The following is a 23,323-nucleotide window of genomic DNA, read 5'->3' as shown; positions in this document are numbered from 1 at the left end:
CCCTTCCCATCTCACCTTTCCTTTACTTTTATACATCTTCTTTTACTATCGGTCTCCTTATATAAAAAGCGATTCATTTTGAACCGCTTTTTCTTATTTATCGCCCTTGTTACGAATAACAAAGCCTGTTTTCTTTTCGCTTGAAGTGTTGCGAGGTTTTTTATTGTCTTTATTACGGTAACGTCTGTCTTTATCAAAACGATCGTTCCCACGACTACCTTTCTTGAACTCATCACGACGACCATTGCCACGGCGATCACGGTCTCGACGGTCGTCTCCACGACGGCCTCCTCGACCTCCCTTGCCTTTGCCACCAAAGCCATTACCTGATGGTTTAAATGGCAGTGGTTTTTCACGCGCAATTTCCACTTCAGGAAGGCTGTCTGGATCTTGGACTGTCAGACTCAAGATATACATAGCCAATTCTTCTGGACTAAATTCTGCAGCTAACTTACGAGCATCTTTAGCAAATTTCTCAAAGTTCCCACGAATGGCTTCGTCCGCGAAGTCTCGCTCGATTTTCTTGAGCGCTACTTGTTTCTTAGCTTGAAAGGCTTCTTCTGCTGTTGCTGGTTTCAAGCCTTTCATGCGTTTCTTAGTCAAGTTTTCGATGATTTGAAGGTAGCCCATTTCATTTGGAGCAACAAAGGTAATCGATTGACCTGACTTACCAGCACGACCTGTACGGCCGATACGGTGAACGTAACTTTCAGGATCTTGTGGAATATCGTAGTTGTAGACATGGGTCACACCTGAGATATCCAAACCACGCGCTGCCACGTCTGTCGCAACCAAAACATCTAGATTGCCATTTTTAAAATCACGAAGGACACGAAGACGTTTGTTTTGGTCTAAGTCACCATGAATCCCTTCTGCACGGAAGCCACGGATTTTAAGCCCACGAGTCAATTCATCCACACGGCGTTTGGTACGACCAAATACGATAGCAAGCTCTGGTTGTTCCACATCCATGAGACGCGTCATAGTATCAAATTTCTCTTGTTCTTTGACACGGATATAGTACTGGTCCACCAGCTCTGTTGTCAATTCCTTGGCAGCAATTTTGACATGCTCAGGGTCTTTCATAAACTGAACACCGATACGTTTGATAGCATCTGGCATGGTTGCTGAAAAGAGCAAGGTTTGACGATTTTCAGGGACACGAGAGATAATAGCTTCAATGTCTTCAAGGAAGCCCATGTTGAGCATTTCGTCCGCTTCATCAAGGATGAGGGTTTCAATATCGTGCAATTTCAAAGCCTTGCGTTTAATCAAATCCAAGAGACGGCCTGGTGTTCCTACAACGATATGGGCACCAGATTTAAGGGCCTTGATTTGTTTCTCAATACTTGAACCACCGTAAACTGAACGAACTTTCACTCCCTTGCTACGGCCAAAGCGGAACAATTCCTCTTGGCTTTGAACAGCAAGTTCACGAGTTGGAGCGATGACCAAGGCTTGGATGGTTGCTTCTTCTGTACGGATTTTTTCAAGGGTTGGCAAGCCAAAGGCTGCAGTTTTCCCTGTACCAGTCTGGGCTTGACCGATAACGTCTTTTCCCTCAAGAGCCAATGGAATGGTCTGTTCTTGGATGGGACTTGCTTCTACAAATCCAGCTTTTTCAATCTCTGCTAGTAATTCAGCAGACAAGTTAAATTCATTAAATTTCACGTTTTTCTTCTTTCTAAAGGTGGTGCGAAGCCACCCTATAGCGCTTAGCATATACTTTTCTTTTCATGACGTATCTTCTTCAAAACGAGATACCGTGTTGCTTCTTTTCCACGAAAGAAAAGTACTAGTTTCTTTGCAACCTATTTAGTATAACACAAGAGCGAGGCAAAAGATAGTAGAATCCATTAGGAAAATCATGTAAACGATTTTCTAGCAGTAAAGTGGCATGAAAGTTGTTTATCAAAGAATTTGAAGGGAGCATTTCAAGCTCACTTCATTTCCCGTAGCAGATTTGTGCAAAAAGTGTTTTCTTGTGCTAGAATGAAAATCAAACAGGAGGACTATAAATGTTAACATATGATTTAATCGTTATTGGATTTGGTAAAGCTGGTAAAACACTAGCTGGTAAATTAGCTTCAGCTGGTAAAAAAGTGGCTCTTATCGAACGTAGCAAAGCTATGTACGGTGGAACTTGTATCAACATCGGATGTATCCCAACTAAAACCTTGCTAGTTGCTGCTGAGAAAGATTTGTCTTTTGAAGAAGTCATTGCTACCAAAAATACCATCACTGGTCGCCTTAACAATAAAAACTATGCTACTGTTGCGGGAACAGGTGTAGATATCTTTGATGCGGAAGCTCACTTCCTTTCAAACAAAGTCATCGAAATCCAGGCTGGTGATGAAAAACAAGAACTGACTGCTGAAACTATCGTTATCAACACTGGTGCTGTTTCAAACGTCTTGCCAATTCCTGGACTTGCTACAAGTAAAAATGTCTTTGACTCAACAGGTATCCAAAACTTGGACAAATTGCCTGAAAAACTTGGTGTCCTTGGTGGCGGAAATATCGGTCTTGAATTTGCAGGCCTTTACAACAAACTTGGCAGCAAAGTTACAGTCCTAGATGCCTTGGATACTTTTCTACCTCGAGCAGAACCTTCCATCGCAGCTCTTGCTAAACAGTACATGGAAGAAGACGGTATTGAATTGCTTCAAAACATCCGTACTACTGAAATCAAAAACGACAGTGATCAAGTCCTTGTCATAACAGAAAACGAAACCTACCGCTTTGATGCCCTTCTCTACGCAACTGGACGTAAGCCAAACGTAGAACCACTTCAACTTGAGAATACCGATATTGAACTAACAGAGCGTGGTGCTATCAAGGTCGACAAACATTGTCAAACAAACGTTCCTGGTGTCTTTGCAGTTGGAGACGTCAACGGTGGACCTCAATTTACCTACATCTCACTTGATGACTTCCGTGTTGTATACAGCTACCTTGCTGGTGATGGCAGCTACACACTTGAAGACCGTCTCAATGTGCCAAACACCATGTTCATCACACCAGCTCTTTCACAAGTTGGTTTGACTGAAAGCCAAGCAGCTGATTTGAAACTTCCATACGCTGTGAAGGAAATCCCTGTTGCTGCGATGCCTCGTGGTCACGTAAATGGAGACCTTCGTGGAGCCTTCAAAGCTGTTGTCAACACTGAAACAAAAGAAATTCTCGGTGCAAGCATCTTCTCAGAAGGTTCTCAAGAAATCATCAATATCATCACTGTTGCGATGGACAACAAGATTCCTTACACTTACTTCACAAAACAAATCTTCACTCACCCAACCTTGGCTGAGAACTTGAATGACTTGTTTGCGATTTAAGTTTTCAGATATTCTCCACAAGACAAGCATCCATTTCGATGTTTGTCTTTTTCTATCCAGTCTATAGTTTCCTTGCAAGATTATTTGTGCTTTTAGCTGTAAAAGCTTATAATATAGGTGTAGGATGTTGTCTTCATTTTCTGTTCAAAAAGGAGGCTAGTCACATGGGGAAGCAAGTTAAACTGTCAAAACACACTCCTTTTTCCTTTCTATCCAAAGAAAAAAGTATGGCTATGAAAACACTGGTTTTCTGTGTCAGTATAGTCTTTATTTTTCTCCTGCTTTGCTGGATGCTTTTTCGCTTGATTTTACCTCAAAAACAGCAATTCACGGTCAATCAGACTGCTGATTTTTACCTTGTCAATTCGAAATCAATCCAAAGTTATCAGTTGCAAAACGATCAGTTTCAGCTCACGAAGACTGAGGACGTCTCCATTGCAGAAGATGTCAATTTCTGGTTTCCTCAGGGACGGTTTGACAATCGCTATCTCGTCTTTTCATCTGGAAATACCAGAGGGAAGGCATCCACTCAGAACATCGTATCTCTTGACTTTCAGACAGGGGACATCCGGAAAACTTCAACTCCCTTCTATGCTTATTCGGGAGCTGGAGTATCAGACAAGTTCTTCTACACAGGCCAAACTACAACTGAGGATGGGGTGCTCAGTATGTTTGACATCTCAGGAAAGCTGATTACTCAGAAAACATTCTCCGAATCCACTTCCTTTCCGATCCAGTTTCATGGAAGAGGGAATCGCCTCTACCTCGGTCTGGGGTTTCACGATGAGTCCCGTCAACGACCCGCTTTAGTGTTTGATGGATATTTAGTAGAATTAGACGAAAATGATCAACTAAAAGAATTGTCTCGTACGCCTCTGACAAGCGAAGGCAAGATCGTTGAAATGCTAACTTCTTCTGAATTAATCGGTGACAATTATTACAGTAGCGTTGCCTATACTCGAAATACAGAAACTTTCTCCAAGGATTCAGACAATCGCATACTTGTCATGAACTTGTCTAGTAAGGAAAAGCACTTCATCACGCTACCAGAGGACAACCCCAATCTTCTCTATAAAACTCCAAAAGAGGATCGATTGATTGTAAAACATGAGGCGGATGGAAATGATCGCTGTGCCTTATCCATTGTCAATCTCTCTGATGAATCTAGCTATCTAATCAATGTCAGAAAAGATTTGCCTGACTCTACAGAAGAGATAATACACATCGATGCAAGTTTGACAAACAAGGTATTGATTGTAACCAATCAACATTTGTTATTGTATTCTCTAGAAAATGGCCAACTTCTAACCAAAACAAAACTGGAACTGAAACAAAACGACTTCCCAATCGCAACTTGGTTTCAGAACTAATCACTCACAGCCCTCATCGGGCTGTTTTTGTTTCTGCGAAATCTCAAATCTGTCTTTTCTTTCTTTTATGATATAATGTCCACACTTTACTTAGCAGTCCTAATTATATATTGAGTCTCAGCTCGCTCTTTTAAATATCAGCAATACATATGACTTTAAATAACTTGCTTCAACTCATCGTTTTATGAGTAATTTAAAAAGATATTTTGCAATGATTGTTTCGTGCCTAATTAGGTAAATTAGGCACTCTTCGCGCGGTCATGTGTGTATTTTCATCATTTGTGAGAAGATTTTACTGTTTGCAAATTGATGGCTAAGTCGATATATTTTTTCTTCTTAAATATTTTACAAATTATTTGATCTTTTTAAAGATAAGAATCACTTTCTAATCAATCAAAGGATACTTCAAATTTCTTCGTTCTTGATAATATGAGCAATACTCCGCAAAATGTTTAAACTTTATCATTGTAAAAAATATCGAAAGAAATCCCATATTACATTAGTATATATTTGGTATGGGATGAAATTGACTTTCGAAAATATTAACTATATAATGTCTGTAAACAAGAAATAATGAGGTAACGATATGAATAAAACAGAATTACTATTACAAAGACTAGATGATATTAGTCAGTCTCTAAAAGATTCTAAACAAGCACTAGCTTTGCTGGCACTTGGTTCTTGCGGAGCAGAAAGAGAACGATTGGATCAGTACTCCGATTTAGATTTCTTTGTTATTGTAAAAGATGGCTACAAGCAGGCCTATATCCAGGATCTAACTTGGTTAAGTAATCTAGAACCAATTGCATTTCACTACCAAAATACAGTGGACGGACATAAAGTTCTATTTGAAGATGATGTCTTTTGTGAATTTGCTATCTTTGAAGCTCATGAACTAGTAAACATTCCCTTCGCTGAAGGCAAGATTATCTGGAAGGAGGTCGGTTTTGATGGAACAATCTGCCAGCCACAAAGATTGCCATCAAAAGAAAATAGAGACCGTGAATGGCTGTTGGGAGAAATTTTATGCAACCTATATATAGGACTAAGTCGCTATCAACGAGGCGAAAAATTGGCTGCTTATGATTTCATCCAAAACAGATCTGTCAAGCTCTGGACTGAACTAATCAATTTGGAAAAAACTTCTAAATCTAATTTTATAGATATTTTTAACAGCAACAGACGATTTGAAAAAGGTTATCCAAATGAAGCCAAACAATTACCCTACTTTTTGCAAGGTTACGAACGAATTTCTGAATCTGCTCAGGCACTCCTAGAATATCTTGATAAACACTATCCTCTTAACGCATTTATAAAAGAAAAAATTCGTAATTTATTATAAAAGAGACTTTCCAAAAAATAATCTAAATTCCAAAAGCTAGGTATCTTTATCAGCTATAGGTATCTTTGTCAGCTATAGTAGATTAATGAAATTTTAAAACCTGTAGAGGATAATCGATGTCCTCTCCTTTCTTATGTTCAGAGTGAGAAAGATTTATTTCTTAAAGTTGCCAAAGTTATCAAATTCAAAGATATTGTATTTGATTGGTTTAATCAGAACCTAAAAAGCACCTCTAAGGTTACTTTTTTAGTTGATCTTAGAAGTTACTTTAGTTATTGGACTGCTGGGTGTAGTATGATATAATAGAAACATGAAATTAAAAACTACTTTGGGCCTTCTTGCTGGGCGTTCTTCCCACTTCATCTTGAGCCGTCTTGGCCGTGGAAGTACGCTCCCAGGAAAAGTCGCCCTTCAATTTGATAAAGATATTTTACAAAATCTAGCGAAGAACTACGAGATTGTCGTGATCACTGGAACCAACGGAAAAACCTTGACAACTGCCCTCACTGTCGGCATTTTAAAAGAGGTTTATGGTCAAGTTCTGACCAACCCAAGCGGTGCCAACATGATTACAGGAATTGCGACAACCTTCTTAACAGCCAAATCTTCTAAAACTGGGAAAAATATTGCCGTCCTCGAAATCGATGAGGCCAGTCTATCTCGTATCTGTGACTACATCCATCCTAGCCTTTTTGTCATCACTAACATTTTCCGTGACCAGATGGACCGCTATGGTGAGATTTACACAACTTATAACATGATTTTGGATGCCATCCGTAAGGTGCCTACAGCCACTGTTCTCCTTAATGGTGATAGCCCCCTATTCTACAAGCCAGCTATTCCAAATCCTGTACAGTATTTTGGTTTTGACTTGGAAAAAGGACCTGCCAAACTGGCTCACTACAATACCGAAGGAATCCTCTGTCCTGACTGCCAAGGCATCCTCAAATACGAGCTCAATACCTATGCCAACTTGGGTGCCTATATCTGTGAAAATTGCGGATGTAAACGTCCTAATCTCGACTATCGATTGACAAAACTGGTTGAGTTGACCAACAATCGCTCCCGCTTTGTCATTGACGGACAAGAATACGGTATTCAAATCGGTGGACTCTACAACATCTACAATGCCCTAGCTGCGGTTGCCATTGCTCGATTCCTCGGCGCAGATTCGCAACGGATCAAGCAAGGATTTGATAAGAGCCGTGCTGTCTTTGGTCGTCAGGAAACCTTCCATATCGGTGATAAGGAATGTACCCTTGTCCTCATCAAGAATCCTGTTGGTGCAACTCAGGCTATCGAGATGATTAAACTAGCGCCTTATCCATTTAGCCTTTCTGTCCTTCTCAACGCCAACTATGCAGATGGAATAGATACCAGCTGGATCTGGGATGCGGACTTTGAACAAATCACTGACATGGACATTCCTGAAATCAACGCAGGCGGTGTTCGTCATTCTGAAATCGCGCGTCGTCTACGGGTGACAGGATACCCAGCTGATAAAATCACTGAAACAAGCAATCTGGAGCAAGTTCTCAAAACCATTGAGAACCAAAATTGCAAGCATGCCTATATCCTGGCTACTTATACTGCTATGCTGGAATTCCGCGAACTGCTGGCTAGTCGTCAGATTGTTAGAAAGGAGATGAACTAATGGTTTATACTTCACTTTCCTCAAAAGCTGGCAACTACCCTTATCAGCTCAATATCGCCCACCTCTATGGAAACCTCATGAATACCTACGGGGACAATGGAAACATCCTTATGCTCAAGTATGTGGCTGAAAAACTTGGGGCACATGTAACAGTTGACATCGTTTCTCTCCATGATGACTTTGATGAAAACCACTACGATATCGCCTTTTTCGGTGGGGGTCAAGACTTTGAACAAAGTATTATCGCTGGCGATCTTCCTGCTAAAAAAGAGAGCATTGACAACTACATCCAAAACGATGGTGTTGTTCTAGCTATCTGTGGTGGTTTCCAACTATTGGGTCAATATTATGTTGAAGCTTCAGGCAAGCGCATCGAAGGTCTAGGGGTCATGGGCCACTATACCCTCAACCAGACCAATAATCGCTTTATCGGTGACATCAAGATTCACAATGAAGATTTCGATGAAACCTACTATGGATTTGAAAATCACCAAGGGCGCACCTTCCTCTCGGATGATCAAAAGCCACTCGGCCAAGTTATTTACGGAAATGGAAACAACGAAGAAAAGGTCGGCGAAGGGGTTCACTATAAGAATGTCTTTGGTTCCTACTTCCACGGACCTATCCTCTCTCGTAATGCCAATCTAGCTTATCGCCTGGTCACTACTGCGCTCAAGAAGAAATACGGTCAGGATATCCAACTCCCTGCCTATGAGGATATTCTCAGCCAAGAAATCGCTGAAGAATATAGTGATGTGAAAAGCAAGGCTGACTTTTCTTAAACCAAGGAAAATCATATCAAAGAACTCCGCTATCTTGTCGGAGTTCTTTTTTGCTTGCTCTTTTACCCTTCTCCCTTGCATTTTCTCTCATTTTTTGCCAAAATAGAGGGGTAGAAAGAAGGTAGCATATGTCTAAATTACAACAAATCGTAACATATCTTGAATCAGAAAAACTAGACGTCGCTGTCGTATCTGACCCCGTCACTATCAATTACCTCACTGGCTTTTACAGTGAGCCTCATGAACGCCAAATGTTCCTTTTTGTCCTAGCGGATCAGGAGCCTCTCCTCTTTGTTCCAGCCCTTGAAGTAGAACGTGCAAGTAGCACCGTTTCCTTCCCAGTTGTGGGCTATGTGGATTCTGAAAATCCTTGGCAAAAAATCAAAAACGCTTTGCCTCAGCACGACTTCAAACGTGTCGCTGTTGAGTTTGACAACCTCATCTTAACCAAGTATCATGGTTTGAAAACGGTCTTTGAAACTGCTGAGTTTGAAAACCTCACTCCTCGTATCCAACGCATGCGCCTCATCAAATCAGCTGATGAAGTCCAAAAAATGATGGTTGCAGGTCTCTATGCTGATAAAGCTGTAAAAGTTGGTTTTGATAATATCTCTCTTGATAAAACAGAGACAGATATCATCGCCCAAATCGACTTCTCCTTAAAACGTGAAGGCTATGAAATGAGTTTTGATACCATGGTCTTGACTGGTGACAATGCTGCAAATCCACACGGAATTCCTGGTGCAAACAAGGTCGAAAAAGATGCCCTTCTCCTCTTTGACCTGGGTGTTATGGTCAATGGCTACGCATCAGATATGACTCGTACAGTCGCTGTCGGAAAACCAGACCAATTCAAGAAAGATATTTACAACTTGACCCTTGAAGCCCAACAAGCTGCCCTTGACTTTATCAAACCTGGTGTGACTGCTCATGAAGTAGACCGCGCTGCCCGTGAAGTCATCGAAAAAGCTGGTTACGGTGAGTACTTCAACCACCGTCTCGGTCACGGTATCGGTATGGATGTCCACGAATTCCCATCTATCATGGAAGGAAACGACATGGTCATCGAAGAAGGCATGTGCTTCTCTGTTGAACCAGGTATCTATATCCCTGGTAAAGTCGGCGTTCGTATCGAAGACTGTGGTGTTGTTACCAAGGATGGCTTTGACCTCTTTACAAGCACCAGCAAAGACTTGCTTTATTTTGATTAATATTCTTCGAAAATCTTCCCACAATAAAACGCATAATATCAAGGTTTTTCAACACTTGATATTATGCGTTTTTCTGATTTTTAGAACTTTTCTCCAGCCGCTTTACTTAATTTTCTTAATACTCTGACTAAGCACAAACCCCACAACCATACCCAAGGTATTTTGCAGGAAGTTTGGTAGGATTTCTGGTAGGGCTGCTGCCCAGCCATTCATCAAAGTTGAACCCAAGGCGTAGCCCCCCACCATAACAATCGTTGCTAAGATAAGGCCTAGCCACTGAGTTTTTCCTTTAAATCCTGCGAAAAATCCCTGCAAGCCATGGTTTACCAAGCTAAAGAACATCCACTGTGGATAGCCTGATAAGAGGTCAATCAAGAAACCTGCTAGTCCTCCAACGACAGCCCCCTCTTTACTGCCAAAATAAAAGGCTGCAAAGAAGACACCCGCATCTAAGAGTGTTAGAATGCCTGTTGGCGTTGGAATTTTTAAGAAATAACCTAGAACCACAGAAAGGGCGGTTAATAGAGATACAAGGGCGATTTTAGTTGTTTTTGTTTGCTTCATATTGTCTTACTCCATATTGATCTGCTTGTGCAATGGCACGGTAAACGAAAGCCTTAGAGCTCTCTACCGCTGGTAAAAGTTCATCCCCTTTAACCAAGTGACTGGCAATGCTTGATGCAAAGGTACAACCTGCACCAGCATTTTGGCCTTGGATGACGGGATTTTCTAGGATAGTGAAAGCTTGTCCATCATAAAAGACATCCACAGCTTTGTCCTGACTAAGGCGATTGCCCCCCTTGATAATGACTGCTGGCGCTCCTAATTCATGCAATTTCTGCGCTGCAGTTTTCATATCTTCCAAGGTTTTAATCTCTTGACCGGCTAACAATTCTGCCTCTGGAAGATTTGGCGTAATCACACTGACATGAGGAAAAAAGCGGATCAATTCTTGGCAGAGTTCACTGACTGCCACGTCGTGCGTTTCCTTGCAGACCAAGACAGGGTCTAACACCACAGGTACTCCTGGGCGTTGTTTGATAAAATCCAAGGCTTTCTCAGCCACACTGACAGTAGGGAGAAGACCAATCTTGATTCCCGCAAAATCCACGTCACGCAAACTATCCAACTCATGTTGGAAAATAGTATCATCCGTAGGGAAAACTTCAAAGCCTTTTTCGGTCAAGGCTGTCAAACAAGTCACTGCTACAAAGCCATGCAAACCATTTAAAGTATAGGTAGCCAAATCAGCTGACAAACCGCCACCACTAAAAATATCATTTCCAGAAAGTGCTAAAATACGATTATTCTTCATAACGAATCTCCTTTAAATACAAGCCATTTGGTGCTGCTGTTGGACCAGCAAGTTGCCTATCCTTCTTCTCCAAGATCAGGTCAATCTGCTCAACTGGCATTCGGTTATTTCCAATTTTGAGCAGCGTCCCCACCATATTACGAATCTGCTTATACAAGAAACCATTTCCAGAAAAGGTAAAGGTCAAAAACTGCCCTGTCTCATCGACTGTTAAACTCGCTTCTGTGATGGTGCGAACCTTGTCCTCTACACTGGTACCAGAGGCCGTAAAACCGGTGAAATCGTGGGTTCCCTCTAGCTTTTTGATTGCCATCTGCATGCGTTCCACATCGAGTGGATAGGGAAAATGAGTGGTATAGTGACGACGCATAGGATTTTTGGGACGCCCCCTATCCACGATAAACTCATAGGTCTTGCTGTGCTTGGCATAACGGCAATGAAAATCATCCGCCACAATCTCAATAAAAATCACATCGATATCTTCAGGAGACTGGGTATCCAAGGCAAAACGAAGCTTCTCCTCATCCATCTGATGAGGAAGATCAAAATGAATGACCTGCCCCAGGGCATGAACTCCACTATCCGTCCTACCAGCACCGTGAACAGTAATCGCTTGTCCTTTATTGAGTCTCGTTAAGGTTTTTTCGATTTCCTCCTGAACGCTCCGCGCATGGGGCTGACGCTGAAAACCAGCAAAAGCGTAACCGTCATAAGAAATGATTGCTTTATATCTTGTCATAAGTCTTATTTTATCAAGAAATAAGACTGCAAACAAGTTTAAAAAACAATAATTGTCTGGGTACAGAAATAATAAAGAAAAAGCTAGGAAATCAATCCTAAGCTTTCTTTCGAAGAGAAACCATGACAAATACGGAAGTCACTATTAACCAGCATCCTAGAATGGTGAAGATCAACATACCGTTTTGAGTCACCAAGCCAATCGCCCCAAGAATGAAAGGTGTCGTAAAGGCTCCAAAGCTACATCCTAGCACTGCGAAAGATGTCGCCTGATTAAGGAGGTTAGCTGGAATTCTTTCAGAAAGAAGCTGAAAGACAGTGGTCAAGGCTACGCTGTAGGCAAAACCTGCCACAATACTTCCAACTACCATCACACCCAATGACGGAGACAAAGCTATCACAATCTGTCCCAATCCAAAGGTGATACCTGACCAAAGGAGCAACCTTTCTTTAAACAGAGATATAAAGAAAGAAAAACTCACACCTGCCAAGATACCAATCAACTGCATGATACTTAAAACCAAACTCGATAACTGGGCATCCCCTAGACCTCTTTCCACCATCAGACTAGGAATACGAATGGTGATAGCTGTGTTGGTGCAGACAACAACTGCTGCTTCGACAGCCAATAGAAAAATCAAGCCTTTCATCTGTCCTGTCAAACGAGTCGTTTCGGCCTCTTTTTTCTTTGTTTCTTTCTTTTCTTTGCCATAAGGGACAAAGAACAGATAAAGAATCAATACTAAAAATCCCGCACTGTAGGCCAAGAAGGTCACTGTCCATCCCAAGGATAAGAGTTGACCTACCACTAGAGTCAAAATCGACGCCCCGACAACTTCTGCTGATCCGCGAAGACCCAACATCTGGATCCGTGTCTTTCCATGATAGCGTTCGCTGATGATGGAAATGGCCTTGGCATTGATCATCCCAACACCCAAGCCAAATAAAATCCGCATAGCAAAGACAAAGTTGTACTCCTGATACCAGAAAGGGGCTGTTCCACCGATAGAAAGGATGAGAAGGCCCAGACTAATCTGAAGACGTTCAGGAAACAAACGCTCTAGCACCCCATTTAAGACTAGCATAATCATAATTCCAAAAGAAGGGAGACTGACCAGGAGCTCGATTTGTTCTTTGGGGTAGCCTTGATAGTAGTCAAACATGGCTGGTAAAGCACTCGAGATGGAAAAGGAGGTAATCAAAACGAGGGAGAGGGCCAAAATACTAGCCCGTTCTAAAAATTGTTTCATGGATTTTCTTTCTGTATATTTCTCACTGTTGATCCTTTTAAAAGGAAGATGACAAGAAAAGAAGGAGCCCGATTGAACTAGAGACTCCGTCCTAATTTCCCTTATAGGAAGACTATTTTCGCTTGATTTGCTTGATCAGATAGAAGATAAAGCCTGCAACCATATACGCCGCAAAAATGATCAAACACCATTTTATGACCACGTCCCAACCCTTAGCCACATTTAAGAAGAAATAAGGGAAGGGATTGTCCTTGGAATTTGGAATATTGAGTTTTAAAACCAGACCGTTAAACAAGGCAAAAATCATATAAACCAAGGGCAAGATGGTCCACAAGATTGGATCCCAGATCTTGTATTGACCCTGTTTATCAAAGAAGATGGTATCGACTAAAAACCAGAGTGGAACGATATAGTGACAAAGGAAATTCTCCACACGGTAAAAGTCTGTCGCAATCGGAGCAAGCATAAAGTGATAAATTACACAAGTAATCATGATACTCATGGTAACGCCACCCTTGAGACGAAGTAGGGTTGGACTTTGCCAATTTTCAGCTGAACGACTCATCACACGGAGTAGATAGCCAGTGAAAATCGTTACCAAAAGATTGGACAATACTGTGTAGTAAAGGAGCATTCCAAAGCCACCGTGCTTGGTAATCTCTAAATAAACTCCTGTAAATGCCGCTAAGAACAAGAGCACACGACTATAAAAGATAAATTTGTAATTCAGTTTCATGGCTAGATTTTCTTAACAAACTCTGACTTGAGTTTCATAGCTCCAAAACCATCAATCTTACAGTCGATGTTGTGGTCACCTTCTACGATACGGATATTTTTAACACGAGTTCCTTGTTTCAAATCCTTTGGCGCACCTTTTACTTTCAAGTCCTTGATGAGGGTTACAGTATCACCATCAGCCAATTTATTTCCATTGGCATCGATAGCAACAAGACCTTCTTCTACTTCTGCAACTTCAGCAGGGTTCCATTCATAGGCACACTCTGGGCAGACCAAAAGACTTCCGTCTTCGTAGACATATTCTGAATTACATTTTGGGCAATTTGGTAAGTTGTTCATAAATCCTCCTTAAACTGTCAATTATTCTTTGAAATTCATATATTATTGAACAGCAACTATTATACCGTAAAATCCTACTTTTGACAATGTGTCCTAAGTCCAGTAAACAAAAAAATCATGCAACTTTTTACAGTTACATGACTTTTAAAAGATATTGGTCATGGGCACTTATCAAGCACCTAATGATAAAAGGGGTAGCAACTATATCTTACAAACCAGGAGCTTGTCCAAGTTCTGCCGCAAGCATCCAAACTGTTTTCTCAAGTTCAGCCTTAGCCCCAACAAAGATATCGTTTGTAACATCGTCACCTTCTTCGTCAGTCACATCCAAAGCCTTTTGGAAAAGAGTGATCAGGTAGCGGTAAATCGCTAGAACACGTTCCAAGCTTTCTTCGACGTTACGGAATTCTCCTTCTTCTTCTTCGATTTCACTGTGTTGAAGGAATTCTGTCAAAGTTGAGTAAGGTTTGCCACCAAGAGTAATCAAGCGTTCGCTAATTTCGTCAAGATAGCCATCAAGACTGTCCATGTATTCATCCATTTTTGGATGCCAAACGAGGAAGCCACGGCCACGCATATACCAGTGAACTTGGTGAAGGGCAATGTGAGCCACATACAAGTCTGCTACTGCTTGGTTCAATACTTCCTTTGTTTTTGCCAATGCTACAGGCGCTGTTTTAGATAATGTTGTTACGTCTTTTACTGCTTCTTTTTTCAATTCAACCATATTTCTTACCTCTTTCATTTTTTTGTAACCATCTTCTTAGTGGTTACAATATAAGTATACTACTACCAGAAAACGATAGCAAGGAAAGTGTACTATCTGAGAAAAGTTTTAATAGACTGATAATTTAAGAAAAATCTATCTTTAGTTTATTAGCTGACTTGATCAGATTTGTTCGAAAATTGGCTTTGGTACAGATCATAATAAAAGCCTTTTTCTTGGAGCAAGCTTTCATGATTTCCCTGCTCAATAATCTGTCCATCCTTAAGAACGAGAATCTTATCCGCTTCTTGAATGGTAGAGAGACGGTGAGCGATGACAAAGCTGGTTCTTCCCTTCATCAACCGTTTCATAGCTTTTTGAATCAAGAGTTCCAAACGGGTATCAACTGAGGAAGTCGCTTCATCCAGAATGAGAATTTTAGGATTGGCTAGGAGAGCACGCGCGATGGTCAAAAGTTGTTTTTGCCCGAGGGAAATATTGCTCGACTCTTGGTTCATCTCCATGTTGTAACCACCAGGAAGCGTTCGGATAAAGTGGTCTACATTTGCCGCTTTGGCAGCTTCTATTATTTCTTCGTCACTGGCGTCAAGATTTCCAAAACGTAGGTTTTCTTTGATAGTACCTTCGTAGAGCCAAGCATCCTGCAAGACCATCCCAAACTGACGGCGGTAGTCTTGTCGTGACAACTGACGAATATCTTGCCCGTCAACCAAGATTGCACCTGCTGTGACATCGTAAAAACGCATGAGCAGATTGATTAAGGTTGTCTTACCTGCACCAGTTGGACCAACGATCGCTACCATCTCTCCTGGTTGAACTTCTAGATTAAAGTCTCGAATCAATGGTTTGTTTTCGACATACTGGAAATCAACCTGCTTGAAGGTTACCTGACCCGTTAAAGGTTCAAGGATTTCGAGTTCTTCTCCCTTGACTTCCTCAGTCTCATCCAAGATGTCAAAGATGCGGTCTAACGAAGACTTGGCACTTTGCATTTGACCCGCAAGTTGTGTAATGTTTTGGATAGGCTGGCTAACCTGCCAAACATACTGAACAAAGGCCTGCATATTCCCCACTGTCAAACGGCCCGCAATAACCTGCAAACCACCAAGAACTGCAACGATCAGATAGGTCAAGTCTGATACGACATGAAGGGCTGGCATCATAAGCCCAGAGATAAAGCTGGCTTTAAAGCCAACACGTTGGAGGTCGTCCGTAATCTCAGAAAACTCTTTATGAGAAGTTTCCTCACGACCATAGAGTTTCAAAACATTAAAACCTGTGAGATTTTCCTGCACATAGCCATTCATCCGTCCTAAAATAGCTGCCTGTTCTTTAAAATAAGGCTGAGAACGTTTCAGGATGCTTCTGGCACCAAAATAGGTCACTGGAATGGATAGAATCACCACTATAGCCAGTTGAAAGTTCAAGTATAAAACCATTCCCATCACGAGAACAATCGTCAAAACGGCATTGACAATTTGGAGAAAAGACTGTTGAAGAGCATTAGACACTGTCTCAACGTCACTGGTAAAGCGCCCCAACAAATCACCAAATTGGTGTTTGTCAAAGAAAGATACTGGGATACGATTGATTTTCTCGGTCATTTCATTTCGCAGATCCTGAGTCATGGACTGGACTGCATTGGTCATGAAATAGTTGGAATAATAAGACCCAAGTTCATACAATAGACCTCTAAAAAGGTAAATGATTAAAACAGTTCCGATGTAGCCAGTATTGATACGAGCACCTGCAAGACCATTAGCCATATCTAAGAGATTTTTTGTCAACTCCGTAATGGCTAGCCCCAAGACAAAAGGCTCCAAGACACTCATGACCACACTCAAAATTTTTAGAAAGACTGCAAAGAAGACAGAAAAACGGTAGGCTTTCAAATAGCTCCACAAACGAGCCAAACTAGATTGTGTTTTCATATTTCCTCCTATTCTTCTGTTAGCGATGCATTTTTCAACTGCGACTCAGCAATTTCACGATAGATGTCATTGGTTTCCATCAATTCCTCATGTCGACCGCGACCCACGATTTCCCCTTTATCAAGAACGATGATCTGGTTCGCATCCATGATGGTTCCGACACGTTGAGCAACAATTAAAACTGTAGCATGCTGCGTTACTTCCTTGAGACGACGGCGCAAAATGGCATCCGTACGATAATCCAAGGCTGAGAAGGAATCATCAAAAATATAGATATCAGGATTCTTTATAACCGCTCGGGCAATTGATAGACGTTGTTTCTGTCCTCCAGAAAGGTTGCTTCCACCTTCAGCTAGATGGGTCGCAAAGCCTTCTTCTCGGCTTTCGATAAAATCTTTGGCTTGCGCCACATCCGCTGCCTGATGTAGGTCTTTGTGACTAGCATCTTCCTTCCCATAGCGGATATTTTCAGCGATAGTTCCTGTAAAGAGCAAGGCCTTCTGCGGGATAAAACCAATCTTTTGACGAAGAGACTTGAGGCGGTAATCCCTCACATCGACACCATCAACCTTGATTTTCCCAAGCGTGACATCGTAAAAACGAGGAATCAATTGCACAAGAGAGGACTTGCCCGATCCGGTCGATCCGATAAAAGCAATGGTTTCACCTGGTTTGGCGCAGAACGAAATGTTGTGCAAAACAGGATTCTCCGTCTCACCAGGATAGGCAAAGGTGACATTTTCAAATTTCAAATAGCCATGGGTTGCTGTCTCTCTAACACCTCCTTCATTGGGATCAATGGAAATCGGCATGTCCATGACTTCTTTCAACCGTTCACTCGAAACGGCTGTACGAGGATACATGGTGAAGAGATTGGATAGGAAAAGGAAGGACAAGAGGGCGTGGAAACTATATTCGATAAAGGCCACCAGATCCCCAATTTGCAAGCTTCCTTGTTTGATAGGGTCCAGAGCGAACCAGACAATAGCCACAATCATGGCAATGATAATCTGAACAAACAAGGGTTCTGTCAGACCAGTTAGTTTAAACAGACGATTAGAATTATCTGCATAGACCGCATTTTGTCCTGCAAAGCGTTCCTCTTGAAACTCTTCACGAGCAAAAGCACGAATGACACGGAGCCCCATCAGATTTTCTCTAACGTATTGATTGATCTTATCTAAGGTAGCCTGCTGTTTCTCTGACAAAGGGCGAGTCTTGACAGCCACATAAATAACCACCACAGCCAAGAAAGGTACTGCAAAAGCTACTATCCAAGCCAATGACGGGCTGGTCAAAAAGATCATTAAAATACTAGACAACATCATCATGGGAGTGATGACACCCAGTTTTAAGGTCTGTTCTGCAAATTGCATGAGAACAAAGGCATCACTGGTAATACGAGTAACCAGTGAAGATACTCCTATCTTTTCATATTCATGATGAGAATACTCTTGTAATTTGGCATAGAGATCATCCCTCATATCCTTGACCATATTGGTCGTCAGCTTACTAGCTGCGTAGGACAAGACTATACGCCCCAAGGTTCCACATAGGATAATCACCAGCATGATAGTGGCCCAAACATACAATTGATGTTCATTTCCTTTATTCACACCTTCATCAATCATCCGAGCCAGAACAGTTGGCAGTCCAAGATTGACGATAACAAAGAAAACCGCGCCAAAGAAATCCAGGAATAACCACTTGGGATATTTTTTCAAATAAGACCAAATATAGAGCATAACTCCTCCTTTCATAACTTTTTAATACAGAAAAGAGCGCGCATCCGCACGCCTTTCTTTCCCTAAGGAACTTTACTAAACTAGAAAAAATTCCTCTTTCACAAGAGTACTCCAAGTAAAAACAAGACAGGCAGTCAAAGTCACCTAGTACTTTTGACTGTCTGTCTGGAAAAACCTAGATTATTTTACAAAGTCAAGCAAAGCCAAGAAGCTTTCTGCTTCAAGTGACGCACCACCAACAAGGGCACCGTCAACGTCTGGGCAAGCCATGTATGAAGCAACGTTTTCAGGTTTAACTGAACCACCGTATTGAACACGAACTTTGTCCGCAACTTCTTGACCAAAGTCAGCAGCTACAACGTCACGAACAACTTTACACATTTTTTGTGCATCGTCTTGTGAAGCTGATTTACCAGTACCGATAGCCCAGATTGGCTCATAAGCGATAACTGATGCAGCAACTTGTTCAGCTGTCAATCCAGCCAATGCAGCAGATACTTGAGCACCTACGAATTCAGCCGCTTTACCAGCTTCGTAAGTTTCAAGTGACTCACCACAACAGATGATTGGAAGCATACCGTTTGCAAAGATTGCTTTTGCTTTTTTGTTGATATCTTCGTCAGTTTCATGGAAGTAGTCACGACGTTCTGAGTGACCGATAACAACGTAGTCTGTACCGATTTCTTTCAAAACTTGTGGGCTAGTTTCACCAGTGAAAGCACCTGCATTTTCAAAGTAGCAGTTTTGAGCAGCAACTTTAAGGTTTGAACCTTTAGCAGCAGCAAGAACAGCTGTCAAATCAACTGCAGGAGCTGCGATACCTGCTTCAACAAGGTCTGATGAAGGAAGTTTTGAGGCAACGGCTTCAACGAATGCTTTTGCTTCTTCTGGATTTTTGTTCATTTTCCAGTTACCAGCGATAAATGGTTTACGTGACATTTCACATACCTCTTTTTTCATTTTATTTTCTATTATTTTATCATATTTATAAGGAGCTTGCAAATCTTACTCTAATTTACAAGATTTTTCAAATGGCTACTCTTGCCACAAATTCATGGCATCAAGGAAATCAGCCGAAGCTTGAACTTGTTTAGGATTGTTCGCTTCTCGCTCTGCTCGTTTGGCCTCTACCTGAGCCACAGATTGAATACCTTCATGGCGCCAGTTTCGTAAGATTGCCTGAATATATTTCCAGTTTGGCTTGCCATTGAGGACGGCCTCTCGGAGAGCCTCCTTGATCAAATCCGCCTTAACTCCGTCTTCTTTGACAGTCTTGGAAAGATCCTCGATTTCAAACGGTGTTAGCAAGCGTCCCAATTCCTGCTGAAAAGTTTCAACCAGATCCTTCAATTGATTTTGTGGATTTGGGGTAGTTGCAGCTGGAGTCTGGCTGTCCAACAAGTTATCCAAGCGTTCAAAGGCCAAACTAGCATCAAAAATAAGCTCAATTTCCCCATTTAGTTCAATCGTTCGATATTGTAGTAGCCCATTTTCAGTCAAGTTTGAAATGGATTGGTTGACATCTGCAAGTTCTTTTCCAATAGTTTCTGCAATTTGGCTTGGCGATAGCTCATCCAAAGCAGATGTATTTTGCAGATAAAAAAATTGCCAGACGAGAAAATCATCACTAGAAGGAAAGAGTTCCTTAAAATGCAAGAGCAGGGCACTTGGCAAAACCAAGTTCCCTGATTTAAAAGCGTCAAAATATGTCATAATTCCTCTTATAAATATCCAAATGAAGCTGCGTCATCCTCTACCTTTTTCCAGTCAAAGGGGGTTTCCTGATAAACAGCATAGTTAACCCAATTACTGAAAAAGAGGGCAGCTGATGAAGACCAACAGAGACAGGGTTTCTCATTCACATCATCATTTTTGAAGTAATTTTCTGGAATGTGAGGATTAAGTCCTGCCTCACAATCACGAAAATACTCTTTTGCTAGAGTATCACGGTCATATTCTAAATGACCAAAACTATAAATCTCACGAAGATCCCGACTGGCTAAAATAGAAACGCCGACTTGTTCTCCCTCAGAGAGGATTTCCAGATTGGTTTTTCCTAAAATTTCCTCCTTATAGATTTCTGTATGACGAGAATGGGGAGCTACATAGCTATCATCAAAACCACGAAAGAGAAGATGGCCCTCTTTCAAGGTGTCCTGCGGGTAAATGCCTGACAATTTCTGAGCCATCTGATGCTTTTCAACCCCATAGCGAGCATAAAGAGCTGCTTGGGCACCCCAACAGATATGCAGGGTAGAAAAAACATGTGTCTTGGACCATTCAATGACCTGTTTGAATTCTTCCCAGTAATCCACCTCATCAAAAGGCAAATGCTCCACTGGTGCTCCTGTGATAATCATTCCATCAAAAAAGTCATCCTTGACCTCTGGAAAGGTCTTATAGAAGGTTTCCATATGTTCGGCACGAGTTGTCTTGGAACGATGTGTTTCCATATATAAGAAATCAATATCTAATTGCAAAGGGGTATTAGCCAAATGCCGCAAGAGTTGTGTTTCTGTCACAATTTTTTGAGGCATCAGATTTAGAATCAAAATCTTCAAAGGTCGAATATCTTGGTGAGCAGCTCGTTGGTCGTCCATGACAAAGATATTTTCTGTCCTTAAAATCTCAACAGCTGGTAATTTTTTATCAATTCGAATCGGCATAATACCCTCCTAACAGTTCTCTATTTCGGGAATGATGTTGTCTGTTTGAAAGTAAAAACCTCCAAATACTTCTTCCCTTTATTATACTGTATGAAGGTATAGTTTTCAATTATAGTTTTTCTCTAACTAGCTATAGTTTGTTTATATAGCAGATGAAGAGAAAACAGCCCCAAGGACTGTTTTTCATTAATAATGCATAAGTACCTTGTAATCGTAATCTCCGATTTTTTCACGGCCTTTAAGCTCATCCAACTCAATCAAGAAAGCACAACCGGCTACAACTCCACCAAGTCTTTCAATCATCTCAATCGTTGCCTTGACAGTTCCACCTGTTGCCAAGAGATCATCTACGATGAGAACGCGTTGGCCTGGCTTGATGGCATCAGCATGCATAGTCAAGGTATCAATACCATATTCTTTCTCATAGTCAGCAGAAATGACTTCACGTGGCAATTTCCCTGGTTTACGAACAGGTGCAAAGCCAATTCCCAACTCGAAAGCAACTGGACAGCCTACAATAAATCCACGAGCCTCTGGGCCCACGATCATGTCAATTTTTTTGTCCGTTGCATACTGAACAATTTCACGAACAGCATAGCTATAAGCATTTCCATCTGCCATCAAAGGGCTGATATCACGGAAGGTGATGCCTTCCTTAGGATAATTTTCAATCGTTGCGATATAATCTTTTAAATTCATCTTTTTCTTTCTTTCAAAGTTTTTACTCTCTATTATACCACATTTTCTGTGAAAGAAGAAATAGAAGATTTTTATTTGCCACTCCATGATTTCATCCTGACTATTTGAGATTCAAGCTTTAATCCAACCATTGAATATAGGCTGTTTTATCTTCACTATTATAACCAGCTCCTTTATAAAAATTCTGAGTACTTGCATTTTTAGAACCTGTCAGGAGCATCATTTTATAACAATTTTCCTCTTTAGCTATCTTTTTAGCATATTGAAGACATGCGCTTGCATAGCCCTTCCCTCTATCTTCTTCTCTAGTCACCACATTTTCGATCAAAGCATAGGGTCTCACACCTCTTGTTAAATTGGGAATAATGACACAAATACAGGATGAGACTATTCTTCCTTCCACCTCCTTCACGATAACATGATGGCGCTGGTCAGAAATCATCTCATTCCATACTTGCTGCAAATGAAGACTATCTTCTGGAATCTATTTCTCATGTAAGGACATGTAGAGATTTAATAACTCAAATAAATCCTCCTGTACAGCTTCTCTCAACAATTTTATTTCCTCTAATCCTTTGTTAATAGATTTGAATAAAAAAACTCTGACCGAAGCCAGAGATTCTAGTTGATTAAAGTGAGTTCACGTCAACCTTGATACCAACACCTTGAGTAGTTGTGATTGTCAAGTTTGTTACGTAAGTTCCTTTAGCTGTAGCTGGTTTTGCTTTTTGGATTGTTTCGTTGAAAGCTTTAAAGTTTTCAACCAATTTTTCAGCTTCAAATGATACTTTACCGATGATTGCTTGAACGTTACCTGCACGGTCAGCACGGTAAGTGATCTTACCACCTTTAGACTCTTCAACTGCTTTAGCAACATCCATTGTTACTGTACCAGTTTTAGGGTTTGGCATCAAGTTACGTGGTCCAAGGACACGTCCAAGACGTCCAACAAGAGCCATCATGTCAGGTGTAGCAATAACTACGTCGAAGTCCAACCAACCGTCGTTGATTTTCGCAACAAGGTCATCTTCACCAACAAAGTCTGCACCAGCAGCTTTTGCTTCTTCAGCTTTTGCACCACGTGCGAAAACAAGAACGCGTGAAGTTTTACCAGTACCGTTTGGCAATACCATTGCGCCACGGATTTGTTGGTCAGCTTTTTTAACGTCGATGTTCAAGTTGTAAGCAACTTCTACAGTTGCGTCAAATTTTGCAAAGTTAGTTTCTTTTGCAAGTGCTACAGCTTCTTCTACACTGTATGCTTTTGTGCTGTCGATTTTCTCAAGAGCAGCACGAAGTTGTTTGCTTTTTTTAGCCATTTTCTATTCTCCTTGTAAGTGGTTCAATCGATTTTCATCTCCCACGTCACTCCTCGAAATGATGAAGTCTTGCGGGTTTTCAGTCTATTATTTTCCTTTTCCTACTTCGTTAAGTTCCTTTGCTGTACCCAAGTACAAGCATCAGTCACTTGCCTAGTATGA

At 41.3% G+C, this 23,323-nt stretch carries 21 protein-coding genes and 1 pseudogene; 6 read left to right on the top strand and 16 right to left on the bottom strand.

What is annotated here, in order from left to right; translation table 11 throughout:
• Positions 1-93: 93 nt before the first annotated feature.
• Positions 94-1,671: a DEAD/DEAH box helicase gene (locus tag HMPREF9965_RS07670; RefSeq protein WP_000671072.1), complete on the bottom strand. Its 1,578-nt coding sequence runs from the start codon at positions 1,669-1,671 to the stop codon at positions 94-96.
• Positions 1,672-2,018: 347 nt separating this feature from the next.
• On the opposite strand from HMPREF9965_RS07670, the gene HMPREF9965_RS07665 reads away from it, so the two are divergent.
• From HMPREF9965_RS07665 to HMPREF9965_RS07640, 6 genes are all read left to right on the top strand, one after another.
• The gene (locus tag HMPREF9965_RS07665) at positions 2,019-3,335 is read left to right on the top strand and encodes an FAD-containing oxidoreductase (RefSeq protein WP_000958911.1); all 1,317 of its coding nucleotides are present in this window, start codon (positions 2,019-2,021) and stop codon (positions 3,333-3,335) included.
• 164 nt (positions 3,336-3,499) lie between these two features.
• The gene (locus HMPREF9965_RS07660; protein WP_000517978.1) at positions 3,500-4,705 is read left to right on the top strand and encodes a hypothetical protein; all 1,206 of its coding nucleotides are present in this window, start codon (positions 3,500-3,502) and stop codon (positions 4,703-4,705) included.
• 586 nt (positions 4,706-5,291) lie between these two features.
• Positions 5,292-6,047 (top strand): hypothetical protein, encoded by a 756-nt coding sequence (locus HMPREF9965_RS07655; protein WP_001043927.1) that lies wholly within the window; start codon positions 5,292-5,294, stop codon positions 6,045-6,047.
• Positions 6,048-6,357: 310 nt separating this feature from the next.
• Positions 6,358-7,701 carry a lipid II isoglutaminyl synthase subunit MurT gene (murT, locus tag HMPREF9965_RS07650; protein ID WP_000770023.1) on the top strand — a complete coding sequence of 448 codons (1,344 nt, stop codon included), beginning with the start codon at positions 6,358-6,360 and terminating at the stop codon, positions 7,699-7,701.
• Positions 7,701-8,483 carry a lipid II isoglutaminyl synthase subunit GatD gene (gene gatD, locus HMPREF9965_RS07645; RefSeq protein ID WP_000263168.1) on the top strand — a complete coding sequence of 261 codons (783 nt, stop codon included), beginning with the start codon at positions 7,701-7,703 and terminating at the stop codon, positions 8,481-8,483. The genes murT and gatD overlap by 1 nt, the downstream gene beginning before the upstream one ends.
• A 128-nt stretch (positions 8,484-8,611) precedes the next feature.
• Positions 8,612-9,694 (top strand): M24 family metallopeptidase, encoded by a 1,083-nt coding sequence (locus tag HMPREF9965_RS07640; RefSeq protein WP_000040946.1) that lies wholly within the window; start codon positions 8,612-8,614, stop codon positions 9,692-9,694.
• A gap of 102 nt (positions 9,695-9,796) precedes the next feature.
• Here the strand turns inward: HMPREF9965_RS07640 and HMPREF9965_RS07635 are convergent, their stop codons facing one another.
• The 15 genes and pseudogenes from HMPREF9965_RS07635 to rplA all read right to left on the bottom strand — a co-directional run bounded on the left by HMPREF9965_RS07635 (position 9,797) and on the right by rplA (position 23,161).
• The gene (locus tag HMPREF9965_RS07635) at positions 9,797-10,258 is read right to left on the bottom strand and encodes an ECF transporter S component (protein ID WP_000814967.1); all 462 of its coding nucleotides are present in this window, start codon (positions 10,256-10,258) and stop codon (positions 9,797-9,799) included.
• Complete coding sequence (locus tag HMPREF9965_RS07630; RefSeq protein ID WP_000794756.1) at positions 10,236-11,009, bottom strand: bifunctional hydroxymethylpyrimidine kinase/phosphomethylpyrimidine kinase; 774 nt, start codon at positions 11,007-11,009, stop codon at positions 10,236-10,238. Before HMPREF9965_RS07630 ends, HMPREF9965_RS07635 begins: the two co-directional genes overlap by 23 nt.
• Positions 10,999-11,748 carry a tRNA pseudouridine(38-40) synthase TruA gene (gene truA / locus HMPREF9965_RS07625; protein ID WP_000199150.1) on the bottom strand — a complete coding sequence of 250 codons (750 nt, stop codon included), beginning with the start codon at positions 11,746-11,748 and terminating at the stop codon, positions 10,999-11,001. The genes HMPREF9965_RS07630 and truA overlap by 11 nt, the downstream gene beginning before the upstream one ends.
• A gap of 97 nt (positions 11,749-11,845) precedes the next feature.
• Positions 11,846-12,997: an MFS transporter gene (locus HMPREF9965_RS07620; RefSeq protein WP_000808702.1), complete on the bottom strand. Its 1,152-nt coding sequence runs from the start codon at positions 12,995-12,997 to the stop codon at positions 11,846-11,848.
• A 112-nt stretch (positions 12,998-13,109) separates the two neighbouring features.
• Entirely contained in the window at positions 13,110-13,733 is a 624-nt protein-coding gene (locus HMPREF9965_RS07615) for a Pr6Pr family membrane protein (RefSeq protein ID WP_000775199.1), read from the bottom strand.
• A gap of 2 nt (positions 13,734-13,735) precedes the next feature.
• Complete coding sequence (locus HMPREF9965_RS07610) at positions 13,736-14,074, bottom strand: zinc ribbon domain-containing protein YjdM (RefSeq protein ID WP_001061599.1); 339 nt, start codon at positions 14,072-14,074, stop codon at positions 13,736-13,738.
• Between the two features lie 208 nt (positions 14,075-14,282).
• Entirely contained in the window at positions 14,283-14,801 is a 519-nt protein-coding gene (locus HMPREF9965_RS07605) for a Dps family protein (protein WP_000229893.1), read from the bottom strand.
• Positions 14,802-14,950: 149 nt separating this feature from the next.
• On the bottom strand, positions 14,951-16,732 hold the full coding sequence (locus HMPREF9965_RS07600) for an ABC transporter ATP-binding protein (RefSeq protein ID WP_000857075.1): 1,782 nt from the start codon (positions 16,730-16,732) through the stop codon (positions 14,951-14,953).
• An 8-nt stretch (positions 16,733-16,740) separates the two neighbouring features.
• Positions 16,741-18,477 (bottom strand): ABC transporter ATP-binding protein, encoded by a 1,737-nt coding sequence (locus tag HMPREF9965_RS07595; RefSeq protein WP_000965825.1) that lies wholly within the window; start codon positions 18,475-18,477, stop codon positions 16,741-16,743.
• 180 nt (positions 18,478-18,657) lie between these two features.
• Positions 18,658-19,416: a triose-phosphate isomerase gene (gene tpiA / locus HMPREF9965_RS07590; protein WP_000087899.1), complete on the bottom strand. Its 759-nt coding sequence runs from the start codon at positions 19,414-19,416 to the stop codon at positions 18,658-18,660.
• A 96-nt stretch (positions 19,417-19,512) separates the two neighbouring features.
• Positions 19,513-20,190, bottom strand: a complete 678-nt coding sequence (locus tag HMPREF9965_RS07585; RefSeq protein ID WP_000220738.1) for a DnaD domain-containing protein — start codon at positions 20,188-20,190, stop codon at positions 19,513-19,515.
• An 8-nt stretch (positions 20,191-20,198) separates the two neighbouring features.
• A complete protein-coding gene (metA, locus tag HMPREF9965_RS07580) occupies positions 20,199-21,143 on the bottom strand; it encodes a homoserine O-acetyltransferase MetA (protein ID WP_001122703.1) in 945 nt (314 codons plus the stop codon).
• A 186-nt stretch (positions 21,144-21,329) separates the two neighbouring features.
• Positions 21,330-21,842, bottom strand: coding sequence for an adenine phosphoribosyltransferase (locus HMPREF9965_RS07575; RefSeq protein WP_001049316.1), 513 nt, complete (start codon positions 21,840-21,842; stop codon positions 21,330-21,332).
• Positions 21,843-21,960: 118 nt separating this feature from the next.
• A pseudogene (locus HMPREF9965_RS07570) lies at positions 21,961-22,398 on the bottom strand (GNAT family N-acetyltransferase).
• Between the two features lie 73 nt (positions 22,399-22,471).
• The gene (rplA, locus tag HMPREF9965_RS07565) at positions 22,472-23,161 is read right to left on the bottom strand and encodes a 50S ribosomal protein L1 (protein ID WP_001085675.1); all 690 of its coding nucleotides are present in this window, start codon (positions 23,159-23,161) and stop codon (positions 22,472-22,474) included.
• Positions 23,162-23,323 lie beyond the last annotated feature (162 nt).

This window comes from Streptococcus mitis bv. 2 str. SK95 (assembly GCF_000222705.1).
In the GTDB taxonomy this organism is placed as follows: Bacteria; Bacillota; Bacilli; order Lactobacillales; family Streptococcaceae; genus Streptococcus; species Streptococcus mitis_AY.
The sequence above is the reverse complement of the archived record's forward strand: the minus strand, read 5'-3'. Positions and strand labels throughout refer to the sequence as shown.